Here is a 16546-nt window from a genome sequence, read left to right as displayed (position 1 = left end):
GCTTGCATGACGAAGAAATAGTCATGACAAGCCCTTTATTTTATTGGCAGATAAATCGTAACGGCCGTACCTACGCCCACTTCACTCGCTATGGCCACTCGCCCTCTATGTGCAGATACTATCTTTTTAACAATCATGATTCCCAGTCCATTACCATCACCTCTGGTCGTGTGAAAAGGCTGGCCTAATTTATCGAGTACTTCCCGGTTCATACCCTCTCCGTTGTCTGTGAAGGTAATCTTCTGGAATCCATTCTCCACATCTAGGGCAACTGTAATGCTTCCGCCAAAGGGCAAGGCTTCCATTGAGTTTCTTAGGATGTTTAGGAAGACCTGCTTGATATGATTGCGATCACACAAGATATTCGCATCAAAATGGAATTGCGTGTTCAATGATATATTATTCATCTCCACTTGAATCGCAAAGATGCTGAGCACTTCCTGCAGAATCGTGCTACATTGTTCTACCCTATAATGCGCGGCCTGCGGTTTACCTAGTATGAGGAACTCACTCACAATGAGGTTCATTCTTTCTACTTCTGACATAATAAGATCATAATGTAGCAGTTGCGAATCTTTATTGGCCAGTTGAAGCATTCCTTTGACTGTAGTTAGCGGATTGCGAATCTCATGTGCGATACTCATGGCTAGTTGTCCAGCAACCACTAGCTTCTCTGTATTGCGCAGCACTTCTTCCGTTTTTTTCATCTCTGTGATATTACGAAGACTCCCAATCACACGAGCTAAACATGCATTCGAATCATAAACCGGAAGCACATCCAGCATATAATGTTCAAACAAACCGTTGCTCTCCTGAATCACTTCCAGCCCAGCACATGCCTCTTGATGAAGAATGACATGCTGAAAATAAGAGCCCACATTTCGAATTTCGAAGACACTGGCACCGATAACAGATTCTTGATGTTCACCATCCAAATGAAGCATGTTTAAGCAGTTCTCATTTATATTGACGATCGTTCCGAGTTCATCCGTTATAATAACACCCAAATAATTGGTATCCAATAGGATTCGATTTAAAAGCTGAAGCTCAGCATTCCCTCTACGCAGCAAAATCTCGCGTTCGATGGAGTCAGCCATGGTACAGAGTAAAGGCAATAAGTGGGGATGCGCCACATCTATATCCGCCATAAATGATATCGTCCCCAATATTCCTCGTCCATCCTCTTTATAAAAAGGAGCCGTACAGCATACTAAACGATGAAGAATTTGATGATAATGGTCTTGTCCCTTCAACTGAAAAGGCCGCTGGTGTTCGAGACACAACGCAATTGAATTTGTACCCACTTCTTTATTTAGTTGCACACCTTCTTTGATGCCAACCTGCCCAACGAGATCAATAATTGTCGGATCCCCTTTGAACGCCAATAGATAACCTGCATCATCCGATATCGTAACAAGGATCGGATTACCTTTTACTGAAGAAAGAAACTTAGTCACAAAAAAATCAATAACCTCAATCACTTCACTATATACACGGAGTTGTGACCCCAGTTCATCTGCAGCATAACATTTTGGAAAAATAGGAGGCTGCTCAGGGTCTATTCCTTGATCCATGCAATGCTGATTGGAAGCCTTAATGATAGTCTCATCCGTCAGTACCCCTGTTGTCTTTTCCAAAGCCTTACCCCATTCTGTATGAATCTTCAATTTTGTAATACTAATATGTATTCTACTTCTTTCCCCCTAATCCTTTTGAACCCTAAAAAATCAAAATATCCCAATGCAAATAAATTTCTTGCAGCACAAAAAACTCCGCCCTTTTAAAGAGCGAAGTTGCGGATTCACATTATTTCTTCTTAATGTTTCGGATCATCCAGAAAAGGTTTGTTCACATAATAATACATAACCCCCATCAGAACTCCACCGCCAATTAGATTTCCGATTGTAACGGGCACAAGATTATGTACCACACCGCCCCACGAAACCGTTCCGGGATGGTCAAGGACTAATGCAATTGCAAAGGTGCACATATTGGCAATACTATGCTCATAACCGGAGATGAAAAAACAGAATACGAATAAAACCATTGCGAACATTTTGGCCCCATCGCCCTTTATATTCATCGGGATGAAAAAAGCCATACAAACGAGCCAGTTACAGAGGATAGCACGAAAAAAAAGCTGACCTGCCGGAGCCTCCATTTTATGCTCAACCACATATAGTAAAAAACTATTTACATCAGAACTGTAAAACAGGCCTGTTAAAAAAATCAACAGTGCAAATGCAGCAGCACCAAGAATGTTACCTATATAACTCATGATCCACATGCGTACAACCTCGGACCATTTCATTTTGCGTCTCAAAGCCGTGTACGTGTAGTAGAAAGTATCTCCGGTAAATAAGTCCCCTCCCCCGTATGAGATTAGGATGATTGCTGCTCCAAAAGTAATCGCAGCCATTGGATACGCAAATGGTGAATGCTCCATATAGAAGTAGTTGCCTGTCTTGAATGCTACAATTACGCCGAACCCGATAAACATACTGGCCAGCATGGCTCTGGCAATATAGCGCAATATACTTTGCCGATAGATCTTTTGTTTCTTAAGTGCTAATTGTTCAACCTGTAGCAGCGCCTCGTTCTCCATGTGACCTCCTTAGGAATTTGGGTTTTCCAGCTAGTTATGGGCTAATCGTGCAATCTTGCGTTATTATACCCAATAACCAGCTGGAAATTACTTGAACCAAATCATGGTAAAAATCCTAAGTGTCCTCATTCATTTTTGCAATCGCTTCTGCTCTTTCACTACTGGCTACGATGATAAGCACGAGTATCAAGCACCCTAAGATCATATGCCTATCCTCACTTCCTCCACATGTAGTCTTGTGACAACTTATGTGTGAAGATAGGGCTTTATGATTGAGTATTGGCGTTTAAAAAAGCCTGTTGAATGAATTCAACAGGCTTCTCAATCTATTCTCTGTATTTTTATTATTGTCAGAAACAATTTAGTTCAAGAAACTGCTCAGTTGACTCTCAGCCTCTCCTTGCTTCAGTGCCTGAGGCTTGTCCGCCTCATTTAGTCCTAAACGATTGCCTAGTTGAGTATTGATTGCCGTCATTTTAGACGTATAATCCTGGCAGCTCTCAATAATGCGACGGTTGGACTGTTCTGAAGTGTCTAATGCGCTAAGCAGATCACCGATCGCTTGATTCACAGCTTCCATAGACATAGAAGGCTTAGACAGCAACTCGGTTGTTTTCTCTGTAGTGGTACGCAGCAGACGTGCATTTTCTTTAAATTGATCTTCAATGGTCTTATTCGTCGCTTCTACAGCATTGATGACGTTCTCCTGATCCGCTAAAGACATCGCAATCATTGCCGACACCGTGATCAGATTAGAGGTCTTATCAATAGCGTTATTCACGGAATCAATCAGCTTGTCATTATTGTCATTAATAATATCTGTAGCAGCAATCGCTTGATTATACAGCAGAATCATTTCTGTCATCGACTGAATTCGAACCATCACTTTACGCAAACCGCGCTCCAGATAAGCTTTACGGTACTCATTCTCAGGCTTCGCGATCTCTACCTCGAACAACTCTTTCAACTTAGTGCCGAAAGCAATTTTGGTCTGTAGGTTATAGATCTCTTCCATGGAAGTACGTTTCAGCTGACGCATATTCACAATGCTCTCTTCGAGGGTATCTCTACCATCGCGAAGCCCTGTAACAATGGCATCAATGTTCGTGCGGACCGACTGATATTTGTACACATAGTTCTTCATCGGACTCTTGCGTAGCATCTTGCCAAAGAAGCTCACATTCTTACTTTGCTGCAGATTCTCACACTCATTCCGCAGCTTCATAATCATGTTAGGCACTTCAACGCGTTTACCAGACATCAGGTCATTCACCGGGCGATCCAGCAGCTTCAAGGTTTGTCCTGCTTTTTCCTGCGTCTTAACCCCAAGCTTACCGATATCATCCATCAAGGAATCCAGTGTAACAGTATCCGTTTGGGATACCTTCTCAATTAATTGTGCCGCTTCCTCGACTACCTTTTGTTCATCTTCTTTTTTTAATTGGATCAACTGCGTGGACATGGGATTCCCTCCTATAGTTCGGAACTGCTGTACCGCTGATGAATCAGTTCCGCCTTCGTCTGAAGTTCCATCAGGTCTTTATGTTCGATCGTGGACGCAATATCCGATATTTTGGAATCGACATCTCTTAGACCGTTCAGCAGCATTCTCCGATTCTTCGTCTTTGCTTCACCGCCTAGGCGTAAGAACGGGTTGATTACACCATTCAAATCCTTCAGAATCAATCTGCGGACCGTATGATTAATCTCGCCGTTATTCAGCTCCTGCAGCAGTGGAATTACACGTTGAAGCCTCGCGAAGAGCGCCAATGATTTCTCGACAATTTCATTGTCCAGCGTATCCTTCTGCCCTTCTGAGATAATCATATCTTCCAGAATGCTAAGATACTCCACAACTGGAGCGAACTCCGGTCCAATCTTCACCGCGCTCTCTGTTCTACCGTCATAGCTGTGATTACCTGATGTAGTATCATTTGTCGTGTTGCTTAATTGAGGAGCACTCGCAGCGGGTATCGGAGCAATAGTTGTCGTCACCGGGCCTGCTGGCAACACCTCCGCTGGGAGATTGGTTTTTGGACTTCTCGTTACCAGAGCACCTATCCCCGCACCCGCTAAAGGCAACAGCAGAGAGATGAATTCGGGAAGAAAAGAACTCGTTAATACAGCAACAACGTAGCCGATACCGGCGTAAAGCAATACTTTCGATTTAAACTGAATTGTTCTCACCTCTTGTGAGCGACTTTATGAACGCTCAATTCACGGCATCCGGAATGACAGATTGGCCGTTTATTTTCATAATCATCGGTTGCTCCAGATGGCTAGCCAATACATCACCTTCAAAATTCATAGGCTGAACCTCGCCACCGAGTGCGCTTTTAACGGCTAAATAAGGAAAGTTAATCCCTGACAGACATGACATATGCAGTCCACCGGACATTCGTGGGTTAATTTCCAACAGCTTTGGAGTATCTCCATTGTATTTCATTTGAATATTGAAATTGAAGGGGATCATGTAAACTTCTGCAACTCTAGCTGCAATCTCCTCCAGTTCAGGAATATGCTCCATCAATCGCAGACGACCGCCCACTTTTCGACGTGGCACAGCTACTAACAGCTTACCGTTCTCATCTGCCAGACAATCTATACTATACTCGTAACCCTCCAGTAATTCCATCACCATCAAATCAGGGAAGGTCTCTTTGCTTGCAAGAATACGGTAGGCATCATCAAACGTAATCAATGGAGTTACATACCCAAAAAGCTCTTGAAGAGGATCGCGGGTATTGTCGATAATACGGAAGCCTAACCCGCCTTCTGTTTCAGTAGGCTTAAAGCAAACACGATGTCCCTTGGCAACAAGGTCCTCGTAAGCCTCTTTAAACTGCTCCGCTGTACTAACTACATGATAATCTGGGATACTCATAATGCCCTGCTCACTAACATTCTCGTAAAATTTACCTTTGTCCATAATGGACTCCAGCAAATCAAGATCTCTACAGACCAGAACCTTTGTACCAATCGCATCAAACATTGCCGCATGGAGAGCAATATCAAGCATATGCAACCGTGGAATAAAAACATCGATCTCATTACGCCGACAGAAATCAACGCAAAACTGAACATATTCTATTCCCTTCAGCGCCGGCTCGGTTTCAGCAAAGTCAGCACCTTGTAGCGACATATGGCGGATATCCGGGTGTGTCGCAAAGATTTGAACCGGTATACCATCCTCGTTATTGCGGAGGAGATTCATATAATGGTAAGCCACGGAAAACCAACGATTGAAATAAATATTTACCTTTTTCATAGTGGCCCCACTCCCAATGCAGTTAGATTATTATAGATCATATTTACATACTGCAAAATCTCATCTCCAGCAAATACACCTGATTCTTTCGTGAATGGATATCTTGATTTTACAAGACCACTCTGTTGCTCTGCAAATATTTCACCATGGCAAGGGGCAATAGCATAGTCGGAACTCTCAAGCAGACTCTTATCTAGCAGTGAGTCCCCGGAGGCCACCATAGGTTCAGAGCGAACGGTGCGCCGCAAATGGAGTATAGCATCGCTTTTGTTCACGGCAGCCGGCACAGCGTACAGCTTGCGGCCTTGTAAAGAAACTCTCCAGCCGAGATTATAGAGCCGATCTGATAGATTAGTGATTTCATCTAAAGGCAACTGATCCCGATAAACCATGAAGGAATAGAATAGATCATCACAATAATTCTCACTAATGATCCAATCCTCACGTACAACCGCCTTGATATATGATCTAACCTCTTCAGCCCCAGCAGAGTGACGAGCTACCAATCTACCGATTGATTCTCTCCATTCCTTATCGACAACTCCACCGATTAGGATATTCCCCCCATTGCTTGTAACCGCATAGTCAGGTATGACCGTTTCTTGAAACAGATTAATACGCTTATATTGTTGTATCGTACGCGTAGTAACCGGGATGAAAATAATCCGTGTGTTCAGATCCATCAGCTGATTTAATGCTTGCTGCGAAATGTAGGATCTCGTCTTTCCCTCTATAATTTCCGCCGGAATTAGACCTGGAGTATTCTCTGGCACACCTATTGCACCTAAAGAATAGATCAAGGTACGATCTAGATCACTAGCATATATCATTCTGTCTCCCCCTTCAGCGGTTTAATTATTCCGCAGCAGGAGTACGTCATCCCAGGAAAGATCTCAACAGGAACGCCCCGGTCCTTCGCTAAGAGAAGAATATGCTGTAGATTCGGATTATCCATAGTATCGACAAGAATTTTCCAAGGTACTCTACGCAGTAATACGCGGGTTGTTTCGCCGACTCCCGGCTTTATCAGATTAATGTTATCTATACCGAAAGTCTCCTGAATACTCTGAATATCACGAAGACCCTGCCAAGTGATTTCTGGCGGATGCTCCAGCATCTGTCCAGCAATATTCTTCGCTTCTGCTACTACGGATGAAAAATACGGGCAAATCGTATCAATAAATACATTGGACTCGTCCGCATCCAGCCACTCCTTATAAAACTTTGAACCATGAAATTCCTCAGGACCAATGAGATCAGCGTGTAACACCGTTCGGCTCATCAGCCCTGAAACGGTAGAGTTTAAGCAGGCGCTAGGAATGAGATAGTCTTCTCTAGTCCCAAACATGCCTGCGCAGTTTCCCGGGTCAGCCAATACGGCAAGATCATCATTTAAGCGAATACCATACTTCTCATAGAGGGTGTTGCAAGAATCAATCAGCACCCCACGGATAGCCCCTTTTCCTGTCCACCCATCCACAAACTGCAAATCAGCATCAAGTCCATGCTTCTGCAGAATGTAGAGTATCGCATTCTCATCTATACCTTTTCCTCGAATAATAGAAATACTATAATGCGGCAAGTCTACCTTGTATCTCTCAGCTATATAACGCTTAATCAGTATACCAATGGGTGTTCCTGCTCTAGCTAAAGAGACAAGCACCGTACTTAGTCCTCTTCTTGAGACAATCATCTCAGAAACAATGGCAACAGCTAAAGCAACCTTCTTAGCTGATTGCTGCAGCGTCTCATGAAACAAGTCGATATACTGCTCGGTAGGCTGATATTCAACGGGCAACATCTCAGAATAATGGACACCCGATTGGATAGCTTCCTCCCTTTCCTCTGTCGCAAGCTCCAGCGAAACGTCACTAAGATCCTTGAGCAGAAACGTAACATCTGACGGTGGATAGCTACCTAGCGGAACCGGTTCTGCTATTTTTTTGTCCATGACTTTATGATTACTTGTTCCCTTCATACTGGAGGCCTCCACTTCTTCCTTCAGGAGTCAGTACAATAAGATGCACTTTATGGCGGGCAAGTGTCTTCAGTATATCAAGCATGGGTTTCATTCGTTCATGCGGTACATCACGCTCAATCAGCACGAATATATCATCATACTGATCAGAATCCACATTATAAATAAAGTTTGTAATTTCCGGATCGCTAGCTGAAGGATATGCGGCAGCACTATGCACTCCGTAATCTGGCCGACGTTCAGGGTGGATTGGACTGCGAGTAGAGGACTGATATGAAATGCCTTCCCCCATCTCAGCCGCTATCCGCATAGGAAGGTACATAAATTCCCCTACACCCATCACTAGAGTCTTAGAATCTCCCCCTCGTAGTTCTCTTAGCTGAGCGGCTATCCGGGTTACTCCTACATCAAGATCATCATTATTCAGCGACTCCAGTCCGAAACGTCCGCTGTACTTCAAATAAGGAGACGAGTTGGTGTCACCATATGAATCTACGGATGTTGCCTGCAGACGTTCTAAACCGTCCACCACATAAGTGGTCACCACTTCGGATTCCACTGAAGACGATAACAAATCTTTGTCATTCCTAGCATTTAGCAAAGGCGTGCCTTTTACTTCAATACTTCCTTGAAGCAAACACAAGGACTTAATCCGAATCCCCAGCTCCTGTTCTAATTCGCTATAGGTATGAAGATTATTACCGCTCCTCCAATCCAAAATAGAAACGACTACGTATTCCTCCCGAGGGAATTTGGACTGAATATCACGGATCGTATTAATTGCTGTATTCCCTGTTGTAATCTCATCATCCACCAAAATAATCGGCTCAGTCCCTGATAATAGCTTAGTATTCAAGGCGTAACATAGATGGTCAACCGCATGTGAATGCTCTTCTTCAAAGCTAACAATGGACTCCAAATCGATGATATGCTCACGGGTAGTATGAATATATGATGCTGCATCGGCAAACATGTTGTACACACTGTGACCCAGCGCAGTTGCAGTCTCAGCAAAACCAATAAAGACAACAGGCCTAGGAAGAACTAATCGTGCAGCTAATAAATGCTCATAGGCTTCCTTGGCAGACTCAGGGTGCATCAGACCGTGTACAGCTTTATCTAATAAATCTTCCATCCTATCATTATCCGCAGAATTACCGTTCATCTCCTGATATAACAGCAGCGCTAATGCAGCACCACTTAGCAGAGAGGTGTACGGATTAACAGGGATATGTTTACCAAGTACCTTGCTGACGAACAAAAAGGAACGTTTCTTATTAATCCGAGCTGCCATGGAGAATAGAGTATCCACAGGCAAATGAAAGGGATTAGATGTTTCGGTAACCGTAACCTGCAGGTTCTCGACTATGTTATACGTGTGTAAATTCGTTTTCGGGTAATAATCCGACAAAATGCTGTTGTTCATGTAACACCCCGTATATTTGTGATCGTAGTAAAATCCGTTTTGCCCAGTTCAAATGCGGCTTAATCTCGTTCATCTTATTAGAATATTGACTCTTGAAGACTCCTAGGCTACCATCGTTACTCTCTACGATACTGCAGGCGTCAACATATTCCTCGTGCATTACCGTGTACATGGCCTGAACAGGTCTGAGGTGTGAGGGATGTATAATCGTCTTGCCCAAGATCCCATTTTCTTTATCTAAAATCACTTCACGAATAAGCCCATCCATGCTGCTAGAAATGTAACTATTTCGCATGTCGCGGCCGTTTTTACCATAGGTGTCCTCAAACGGAGTCTGCCGTAGCTGTGGTCTGAGCACCCGATGCCCTTTATTCGCAAAATATTCCCAGACTGGTCCGGAAATTACATACCCTTCTTCCACTCTGCCAAAAATATTAATAATATCCGATATGCAGTCTCGAATAGGGGTAAGATCATAAATACTAATATCAGGACTACGGCGCAGTCCGAATAAACTTGAGAAGTCTGTTGCTCCAATTCTAACGTTCAACACATATTCGCGGTAATTGCCTAGCAAATTACGAATAGATAAAAGACTATCTACCCGGCTCTCCCGGTAAATAATAGGCGCACTTTCCAGAATTGGCATGCCATAAAGCACTGGGTCTGAGTAACTGCGCGTTCTATTGTAATCGGCTATCGCCTCGAAATATTGGATTCCGTTGTCGACCGAAAACTTAGGGAAAACAAACCCTGTTAACATCGTAACCAAAGACCCTAACCGAAAAATCAGCTGCCGTAGCTGCTCCGGGTTACGAACTCGGATGAAGAGGAGCGGAAGACTATCACTCCCGCTTGGCTCGTTCTCCTCATATGCGGCGAGAAAAATAAGATGCTGAATGAGAGACTCCTCTGCATGGTCAACCTCGTTATCTCCGATCGCATCCTCCAGATCAATAATAACGGTTACAAGTCCTGCACTTTTAAGCTTCAAAATGTCTTCGGGAACACTAGCACGAGTTGCTGGCATATAAAGAGCAGCTCCAACAGCATGAGCCAGCAAATCTTTACTCGTAGTATTATGGTTAAATGAAATCGGCGGATTATAAAATAAGGCTATTTCTTGTTCTTTCGTCAGGTAATCGAAGTATCTCAAGATGGTTCCCCCTTATAGTTTTGCGAAGCCAAGCAAAACAAGCGCAGGCCTCTCCTATAGAGAGTGGCAGAACCAGCTATACCCTATCCGGTTCTCTCATATATAAGTGAAGGCCTACGCTATAAACATATACGATTACCTGAAAGCAGCAGTGTTCAACTAGCTTTGAAATCAAGCATTTCTATGGGCTTCTTTTTTCTTACGCAGTACGCTGTAAAGGATCGTACCACCGAATACAAGAATAATGATTGAAAAGAATAATACATGTGGCATTTCGTACCCAAAAGCGCCCGCGAGCATTTTACCAGCAATAATGGCAATAAGCGCAAAAGCGGCACGCTCGAGTTCCGGAATTTTATCAATAAGCTTCAAGAATAATTGCGCTACTCCCCGCATCATCAGAACGCCTATGATTCCGCCCATAAAGAGCACCCAAACCTGGTTACTAACACCAAATGCAGCAATAACACTATCAATACTAAAAGCAATATCCATTAATTCAACAAGGAGAACCGTCTTCCAAAAAGAGAACCCCTTATTCTCGATCTTCTCATCGCCACCGCCCTTAAATAACCCGCCATAAGCGATATAAAAGAGATAGGCTGCACCAAGAACCTTAACCAACATGAATTTAATAAGAAATGTCCCTAGACCGATAGCCAAAAACCTGAATACATAAGCTCCTATAATACCGTAAAAGAGCGCCTTCTTCTGTTGTTCTTTAGGTAAATGCTTAACCATGACGGCGAGAACAAGCGCATTATCTGCAGAGAGCAGTCCCTCTAGCAGAACTAAGCTACCAATAATGCCCCAGCTAACCGGGTCTGAGAGCGTACCTACCACATCGCTCCATGAGAAAAAATGACCGTAGTTCTCACTAATATTCCTAAAAAAATCAGCGAACCAATCCATTACACTTGCGCCTCCGAAAAAATCGTCTATTTACTGCCAGCAACCCAGCGCAGTCCCCAACCATATGCCTCATCAATCTCCCGATGACCACTGTAATATTGGACCAGCCGTTCAACACTGAATGTCTCGTTATTCACATTCCGAAATAACGCGATGGCACACATGCCTTTGCGGTTGTTATGCTCGTCCAAATTGACAATAATATCGGGGCCATCACTCTGGGTAATCGTGACAACACCGTCAGCTTCTGACCAATTGGTAACACCTTTATAAATAAAAGAAAAAATTAGAATCCGTTCAATATCAGCAATTTTGCTGCCATTAATCCGCAGATTCTCACCTGTTGTTACAGAGCCTGTCCGGTCATCTCCATCAAGCATGACATAAGGAGGTTGGTTCAATGAGCCAAAAGCATTGCCCAGCGCCTGAACTACTCCCTTACTGCCATTCTTCAACTCATATAGACAAGCAAGATCTAAATCCACACCATTTTTACGATTAAAGAGCCCTCCACCCTGCTTCTGATTCCAGTTGAGGTTAATTAGCAATTCGCCCAAACCACCAGCTGATTTCTTCAGGTTGATTGAATCACCTTTTTTCTTCAGTTCGATCTTCTTCAGGTTGAGATTGACCGGAGGGGGTGTTACAGGTGAAGGCGCAGCTGCAGGAGGAGGTGGAATCTGAATCTTAGGCTCCGCTGCCGGCGCTGATTGACGTTTAAGCTCTGGCTGCGGCGGAGCAGCAGGCTTAGGCACTGGTATTGGTGTCGGTGCCGGTTCATCGTTCGCTTCTATCCCAAAGTTCCTACACAGTTCCTGTAGACCACCAGCAAAACCCGCGGCAATGGCGCTGAATTTCCATTCACCGTTATATCTATATAATTCTCCTACCACAACAGCCGTTTCCACGGAGAAATGATTTTCAAGATCACATCGGAGAAGCTCCGCACCTGTTACTTGATTCAGAATCCGAAAATAGGCCTGATTTACCTGCCTAAAACTTTGACCTCGCTTCTCGCCATCATAAATGGTAAGTGTAAACGCGAGTTTCATCACATCAGAAGGAACTTTGTTTAGTTCCACGTCAAATTGCTTGAGGCTGTTTGATGTAGGCATTTCCTTATATCTGATATAAGGTGTAGACGGATTATTATAAAATATCAAATCCTCATCTTTGCTTACTTTACCTTGCGCTCCAAGCAAAAAAGCAGAAGTATCAATCTCAAGTGAAGATGGCGATTGCCAGCCAATCTCTACGATAAGAGAATCAAGTCCAGGATTCCCTTTAGTTAAATCAACCTTTTGTCCTTTGACAACTGTAATACCCATTCTTACACCACCTTTATAAATGGAGCAAGCATAAACGCCTTCGGCGTCCTTATAAGACGGCAAGCGTTTAAGCGAGAAATATAAGACATAATGTATCGTGTGAAACTTATACTTTCTTATATTTTTAAATAACCCCACAAAGTGGAGTTTATACTTTGAGACCCATTCCATTTCCTTTGTAAGGCAATCCATAAAGAATTAAAAAAAGGGCAGGATCGGTGATGACCCCGCCCGGAAGATGCTATTGCGCGTCCAGCCCATAATTTTTACACAATGCGCTAAGGCCGCCGCCAAAACCACTACCTACTGCCTGGAATTTCCAATCCGCACCATTGCGGTAGAATTCGCAGAATACAACTGCCGTCTCTGTTGAGAAATCTTCACCCAGGTCGAAACGGAGTACTTCACGATCTGTGGAAGCATCCACAACACGTACGAAAGCATTGGAGACTTGTCCAAAATTCTGTGCACGAGTTTCGTAATCATAAATCGTTACGGTGATACCAATACGCTGAATGTGGGCAGGGACTTTGCTAAAATCAACGATAATTTGCTCGTCATCTCCGTCGCCTTCTCCTGTACGGTTATCTCCCGTGTAGACTACAGAGCCTGCGCCACCATTTGGGTTGTTATAGAATACAAAATCATCTGTACCTTTAGCTTTGCCGTCTTCATGAAGCAGAAACGCTGAAGCATCGAGGTCAAAATCTTGACCTCCACTATACTTATTAGTGTCCCAGCCCAATCCAACTACTACCTTTGTCAGACCTGGATTAGTCTTGGTAAGATCAATCCGCTGTCCTTTGGAAAGACTGATCGTCACTGACATAACCTTCTTTCATGAGTGGATTCAGTTCACTGTGTACTACAAGATTTATTGCAAGCCGTAATCGCGAGTCAAACCGCTCAAGCCGTCTTTGTAGCCGCTACCGATTGCATTGAACTTCCACTCTGCACCATGACGATACAATTCACCGACAACAACGCCAGTTTCAATAGAGAAGTCTTCACCCAAATCAAAACGGATTAGTTCTTCATTGTTCAAATCATTTACGATACGTACATAAGAACGAGAAACTTGACCGAAGTTTTGGCTTCTTGTTTCAGCTTCATAAATTGTAATAGTAAAAGCTACCTTCTCTACATCCGCTGGGATACTCAGAAGATCCACTTGAATCTGCTCATCATCACCATCGCCGTCACCCGTACGGTTATCACCTGTATGAACAACAGAAGCGTTCTCGTTCTGTTTATTATTGAAGTAAATGAAGTTGGTTTCTTTTTCAACTTTGCTGTTCGCATTAGTCAAGAATACGGAAACGTCCAAGTCGAAATCTTTACCGCCGTCATATTTATTAGTGTCCCAACCAAGACCTACTGTGATTTTGGATAGACCTGGATTTGTTTTTGTTAAATCGATCTTTTGACCTTTAGATAGATTAATTGCCATGATAACATTCCTCTTTTCTTTTATTTGGATTATACGTAGCGTTCTGCCAGTTGATTGATATGTGCCGCGTGACTACCCTCACCAATTGCGGCGAACTTCCACTCTCCACCTTGACGGTAAAGTTCCCCACAAATAAGCGCCGTATAGCCATTGTAATTATCAGATAGGTTGAAACGAATTAGCTCATTGTTGCCTACAGCGTTCATCACACGGATATAAGCTGATTTAATCAATCCGAAATCCTGTTTACGGTTCGTGGCATCATAAATATTCACAACTACCAGAACCTTGTGTACATCGGAAGGAATGGCATTCAGGTTAACCATGATTTGCTCATCGTCTCCGTCACCATCACCCGTGAGATTGTCTCCGGAGTGAATGACAGAGTTACAAGGACTTTGCTTGTTATGGAAGCACACCAGGTTACCCTTCTTAACTAGCTTACCATTCTCGTTCAGCATCAGTGCTGAAGCGTCACAGTCCACGTTGGCCTGTTTCTTCACACCGAAGAATCCTCGAGCTGGCTCAGCCGGATCCCAACCTAAACCTACAATTACGTTAGATAAGCCTGCATTACCTTTTGTGAGATCAATCTTCTGACCTTTTACCAGATTAATTCCAGCCAACTTTACGTACCTCCATTCCCTAAAAAGAATCACCATCTATTAGTCTAGCTTTTGGATGTTATATGAGTGATACGCTAAAGAACTAAATACGTTTCATCCGAACTCATGTATATGGTATTACATCATTTATAAACTGAATTCACCAGGGTTTAATCCCAAGACACCGCAAATATGCCGCACAACTGCTTTTTCATTGTCATCAAAATCACCATCAGCTGATCCAATAGCTGAACACACACCCACAATTACACGTCCCACATCTGGTTTACCGGTAAACTTACCGATTGCTTTCAATGCTTCCTGCTTACCGATTTCTGGTGAGAACTCAAAGTTACTTACATAAAAGTTGAACTGGGTAATGACATCTCTCATGTCAAACACCTTAAGCTCATTACTCATATTCATGTAACCAGCCATTTTATTCTTTTCAGCTTCTTCTATTTTACCGTCGGCAGCAGCAACCAAGGCGCAGCCCGCAACTACCGCATTCATGAAATCTTTATTTTTGAATTTCTTCACTTGATCTGTTAGTCCGTTTTTGGTGGTGTTCAACCAGCTTTTAAATGTGCTCATCGTATTCTCCTTCTATCACCGCAAGATTATGATAACAAAAGATATCCCAGAGCCTCCTCTCCACGTATCCGACAGAATTTTCATAGTAGATCCCTGAATCACGGTTTACTCTTCTAATATACCTGATAAAATAGCAATATTCTACTTTTCCAGACTTTTACAGTACTTTTGATAGAAAAGATTGTGTCCGATCTTGCACAGGAATTCCGAACAATTGCTCCTCTGTTCAAAGAACCCCCGTATTTCTCGTTGAAACACCAAAAAAAGCATTGCCAGAGATTCTATCCTCTCTAGCAATGCCTTTAGCACATTTAACTGTGAATTCTTTTAAAGAATGATGTCCCCATCATAAGAACCAATCATTTTGTACAGATCCGGCCGGCGATCACGGAAGACGCCCCACTCGATCCGTCCGACTTCCAAAGCATCCAGATCAAATTCGCTCACGATTACAGCTTGCTCGTCCCGGCCTGCTTCAACAATTTTATTGCCTTGCGGTCCCGCAATGAACGAAGAGCCGTAGAAATTAATACTAGAATCTTCATCAATTTCTTCACCGATACGGTTGGAGGCAACGACTGGAATAAGGTTAGCCGCTGCATGCCCAAGCATACAAGTCTGCCAATGATCCTTAGAGTCGATCGATCCATCCTGAGGTTCTGATCCGATAGCGGTTGGATAGAACAGAATTTCTGCTCCCATCAGGCTCATCACTCTAGCCGCTTCCGGGTACCACTGATCCCAGCAAATCCCTACACCAATCTTCGCATAGCGAGTGCTCCATACTTTAAAGCCAGTATCTCCCGGATTGAAGTAGAATTTCTCTTCATACCCTGGGCCATCTGGAATATGGCTCTTGCGGTATTTGCCCAGTATCGTTCCATCGGCATCGATTACAGCTAGTGAATTGTAACGTGCGTAGTTCTTTTTCTCATAAAAACTGATTGGCAGCACCACTTGCAGTTCCTTGGCTATTGCTGTGAAATGATTAATCGCTTTGTTATGCTCAAGCTCTGTTGCATATGCGTAATAATCAGCTTTCTCTTTCTGGCAGAAATACGGAGTCTCGAACAGCTCCTGCAGCAAAATAATTTGTGCTCCCTGTGCCGCCGCTTCCCTGACCAATGTTTCGGCTTTGCTGATATTCTCATCAATATTGCTGGAACAGCTCATTTGCGTCGCAGCTACTTTTACATTTCTCAAGAATCTGTCCTCCTTATATAT

General features: G+C 43.4%; 16 protein-coding genes. All 16 read right to left on the bottom strand.

Annotated features, from left to right (window positions below; translation table 11 throughout):
• Nucleotides 1-35: 35 nt before the first annotated feature.
• The 16 genes from NYE25_RS22815 to aguB all read right to left on the bottom strand — a co-directional run bounded on the left by NYE25_RS22815 (nucleotide 36) and on the right by aguB (nucleotide 16525).
• Nucleotides 36-1637 (bottom strand): ATP-binding protein, encoded by a 1602-nt coding sequence (locus tag NYE25_RS22815; RefSeq protein ID WP_341146895.1) that lies wholly within the window; start codon nucleotides 1635-1637, stop codon nucleotides 36-38.
• Between the two features lie 179 nt (nucleotides 1638-1816).
• The gene (locus tag NYE25_RS22810) at nucleotides 1817-2605 is read right to left on the bottom strand and encodes a formate/nitrite transporter family protein (RefSeq protein ID WP_341146894.1); all 789 of its coding nucleotides are present in this window, start codon (nucleotides 2603-2605) and stop codon (nucleotides 1817-1819) included.
• 361 nt (nucleotides 2606-2966) lie between these two features.
• Entirely contained in the window at nucleotides 2967-4067 is a 1101-nt protein-coding gene (locus NYE25_RS22805) for a toxic anion resistance protein (RefSeq protein ID WP_042184271.1), read from the bottom strand.
• 11 nt (nucleotides 4068-4078) lie between these two features.
• A complete protein-coding gene (locus NYE25_RS22800) occupies nucleotides 4079-4783 on the bottom strand; it encodes a hypothetical protein (protein ID WP_341053355.1) in 705 nt (234 codons plus the stop codon).
• Between the two features lie 34 nt (nucleotides 4784-4817).
• Nucleotides 4818-5873, bottom strand: a complete 1056-nt coding sequence (locus NYE25_RS22795; RefSeq protein WP_341146893.1) for an ATP-grasp domain-containing protein — start codon at nucleotides 5871-5873, stop codon at nucleotides 4818-4820.
• Nucleotides 5870-6703, bottom strand: coding sequence for an HAD family hydrolase (locus NYE25_RS22790; protein ID WP_341146892.1), 834 nt, complete (start codon nucleotides 6701-6703; stop codon nucleotides 5870-5872). Before NYE25_RS22790 ends, NYE25_RS22795 begins: the two co-directional genes overlap by 4 nt.
• On the bottom strand, nucleotides 6700-7851 hold the full coding sequence (locus tag NYE25_RS22785) for a cysteine protease StiP family protein (protein WP_341146891.1): 1152 nt from the start codon (nucleotides 7849-7851) through the stop codon (nucleotides 6700-6702). The genes NYE25_RS22790 and NYE25_RS22785 overlap by 4 nt, the downstream gene beginning before the upstream one ends.
• Nucleotides 7835-9277 (bottom strand): phosphoribosyltransferase family protein, encoded by a 1443-nt coding sequence (locus NYE25_RS22780; RefSeq protein ID WP_445667143.1) that lies wholly within the window; start codon nucleotides 9275-9277, stop codon nucleotides 7835-7837. The genes NYE25_RS22785 and NYE25_RS22780 overlap by 17 nt, the downstream gene beginning before the upstream one ends.
• Entirely contained in the window at nucleotides 9222-10433 is a 1212-nt protein-coding gene (locus tag NYE25_RS22775) for an HpcH/HpaI aldolase/citrate lyase family protein (protein ID WP_231573371.1), read from the bottom strand. The genes NYE25_RS22780 and NYE25_RS22775 overlap by 56 nt, the downstream gene beginning before the upstream one ends.
• Nucleotides 10434-10604: 171 nt before the next feature.
• Nucleotides 10605-11345, bottom strand: a complete 741-nt coding sequence (locus tag NYE25_RS22770) for a TerC family protein (protein ID WP_042123539.1) — start codon at nucleotides 11343-11345, stop codon at nucleotides 10605-10607.
• A gap of 26 nt (nucleotides 11346-11371) precedes the next feature.
• Complete coding sequence (locus NYE25_RS22765; protein WP_341146890.1) at nucleotides 11372-12673, bottom strand: TerD family protein; 1302 nt, start codon at nucleotides 12671-12673, stop codon at nucleotides 11372-11374.
• A gap of 241 nt (nucleotides 12674-12914) precedes the next feature.
• The gene (locus NYE25_RS22760) at nucleotides 12915-13496 is read right to left on the bottom strand and encodes a TerD family protein (protein WP_076299900.1); all 582 of its coding nucleotides are present in this window, start codon (nucleotides 13494-13496) and stop codon (nucleotides 12915-12917) included.
• Between the two features lie 51 nt (nucleotides 13497-13547).
• Entirely contained in the window at nucleotides 13548-14123 is a 576-nt protein-coding gene (locus NYE25_RS22755; RefSeq protein ID WP_042184261.1) for a TerD family protein, read from the bottom strand.
• 29 nt (nucleotides 14124-14152) lie between these two features.
• The gene (locus NYE25_RS22750) at nucleotides 14153-14749 is read right to left on the bottom strand and encodes a TerD family protein (protein ID WP_076285126.1); all 597 of its coding nucleotides are present in this window, start codon (nucleotides 14747-14749) and stop codon (nucleotides 14153-14155) included.
• Between the two features lie 126 nt (nucleotides 14750-14875).
• Complete coding sequence (locus NYE25_RS22745; RefSeq protein ID WP_234532780.1) at nucleotides 14876-15322, bottom strand: tellurite resistance TerB family protein; 447 nt, start codon at nucleotides 15320-15322, stop codon at nucleotides 14876-14878.
• A 327-nt stretch (nucleotides 15323-15649) separates the two neighbouring features.
• Nucleotides 15650-16525 (bottom strand): N-carbamoylputrescine amidase, encoded by an 876-nt coding sequence (aguB, locus tag NYE25_RS22740; RefSeq protein WP_341146889.1) that lies wholly within the window; start codon nucleotides 16523-16525, stop codon nucleotides 15650-15652.
• Nucleotides 16526-16546: the final 21 nt, after the last annotated feature.

Source organism: Paenibacillus sp. FSL E2-8871, from assembly GCF_038000345.1.
Classification (GTDB): domain Bacteria; phylum Bacillota; class Bacilli; order Paenibacillales; family Paenibacillaceae; genus Paenibacillus_AQ.
Note: the sequence above shows the minus strand (reverse complement) of the source record. Positions and strands in the feature narration are given on the sequence as shown.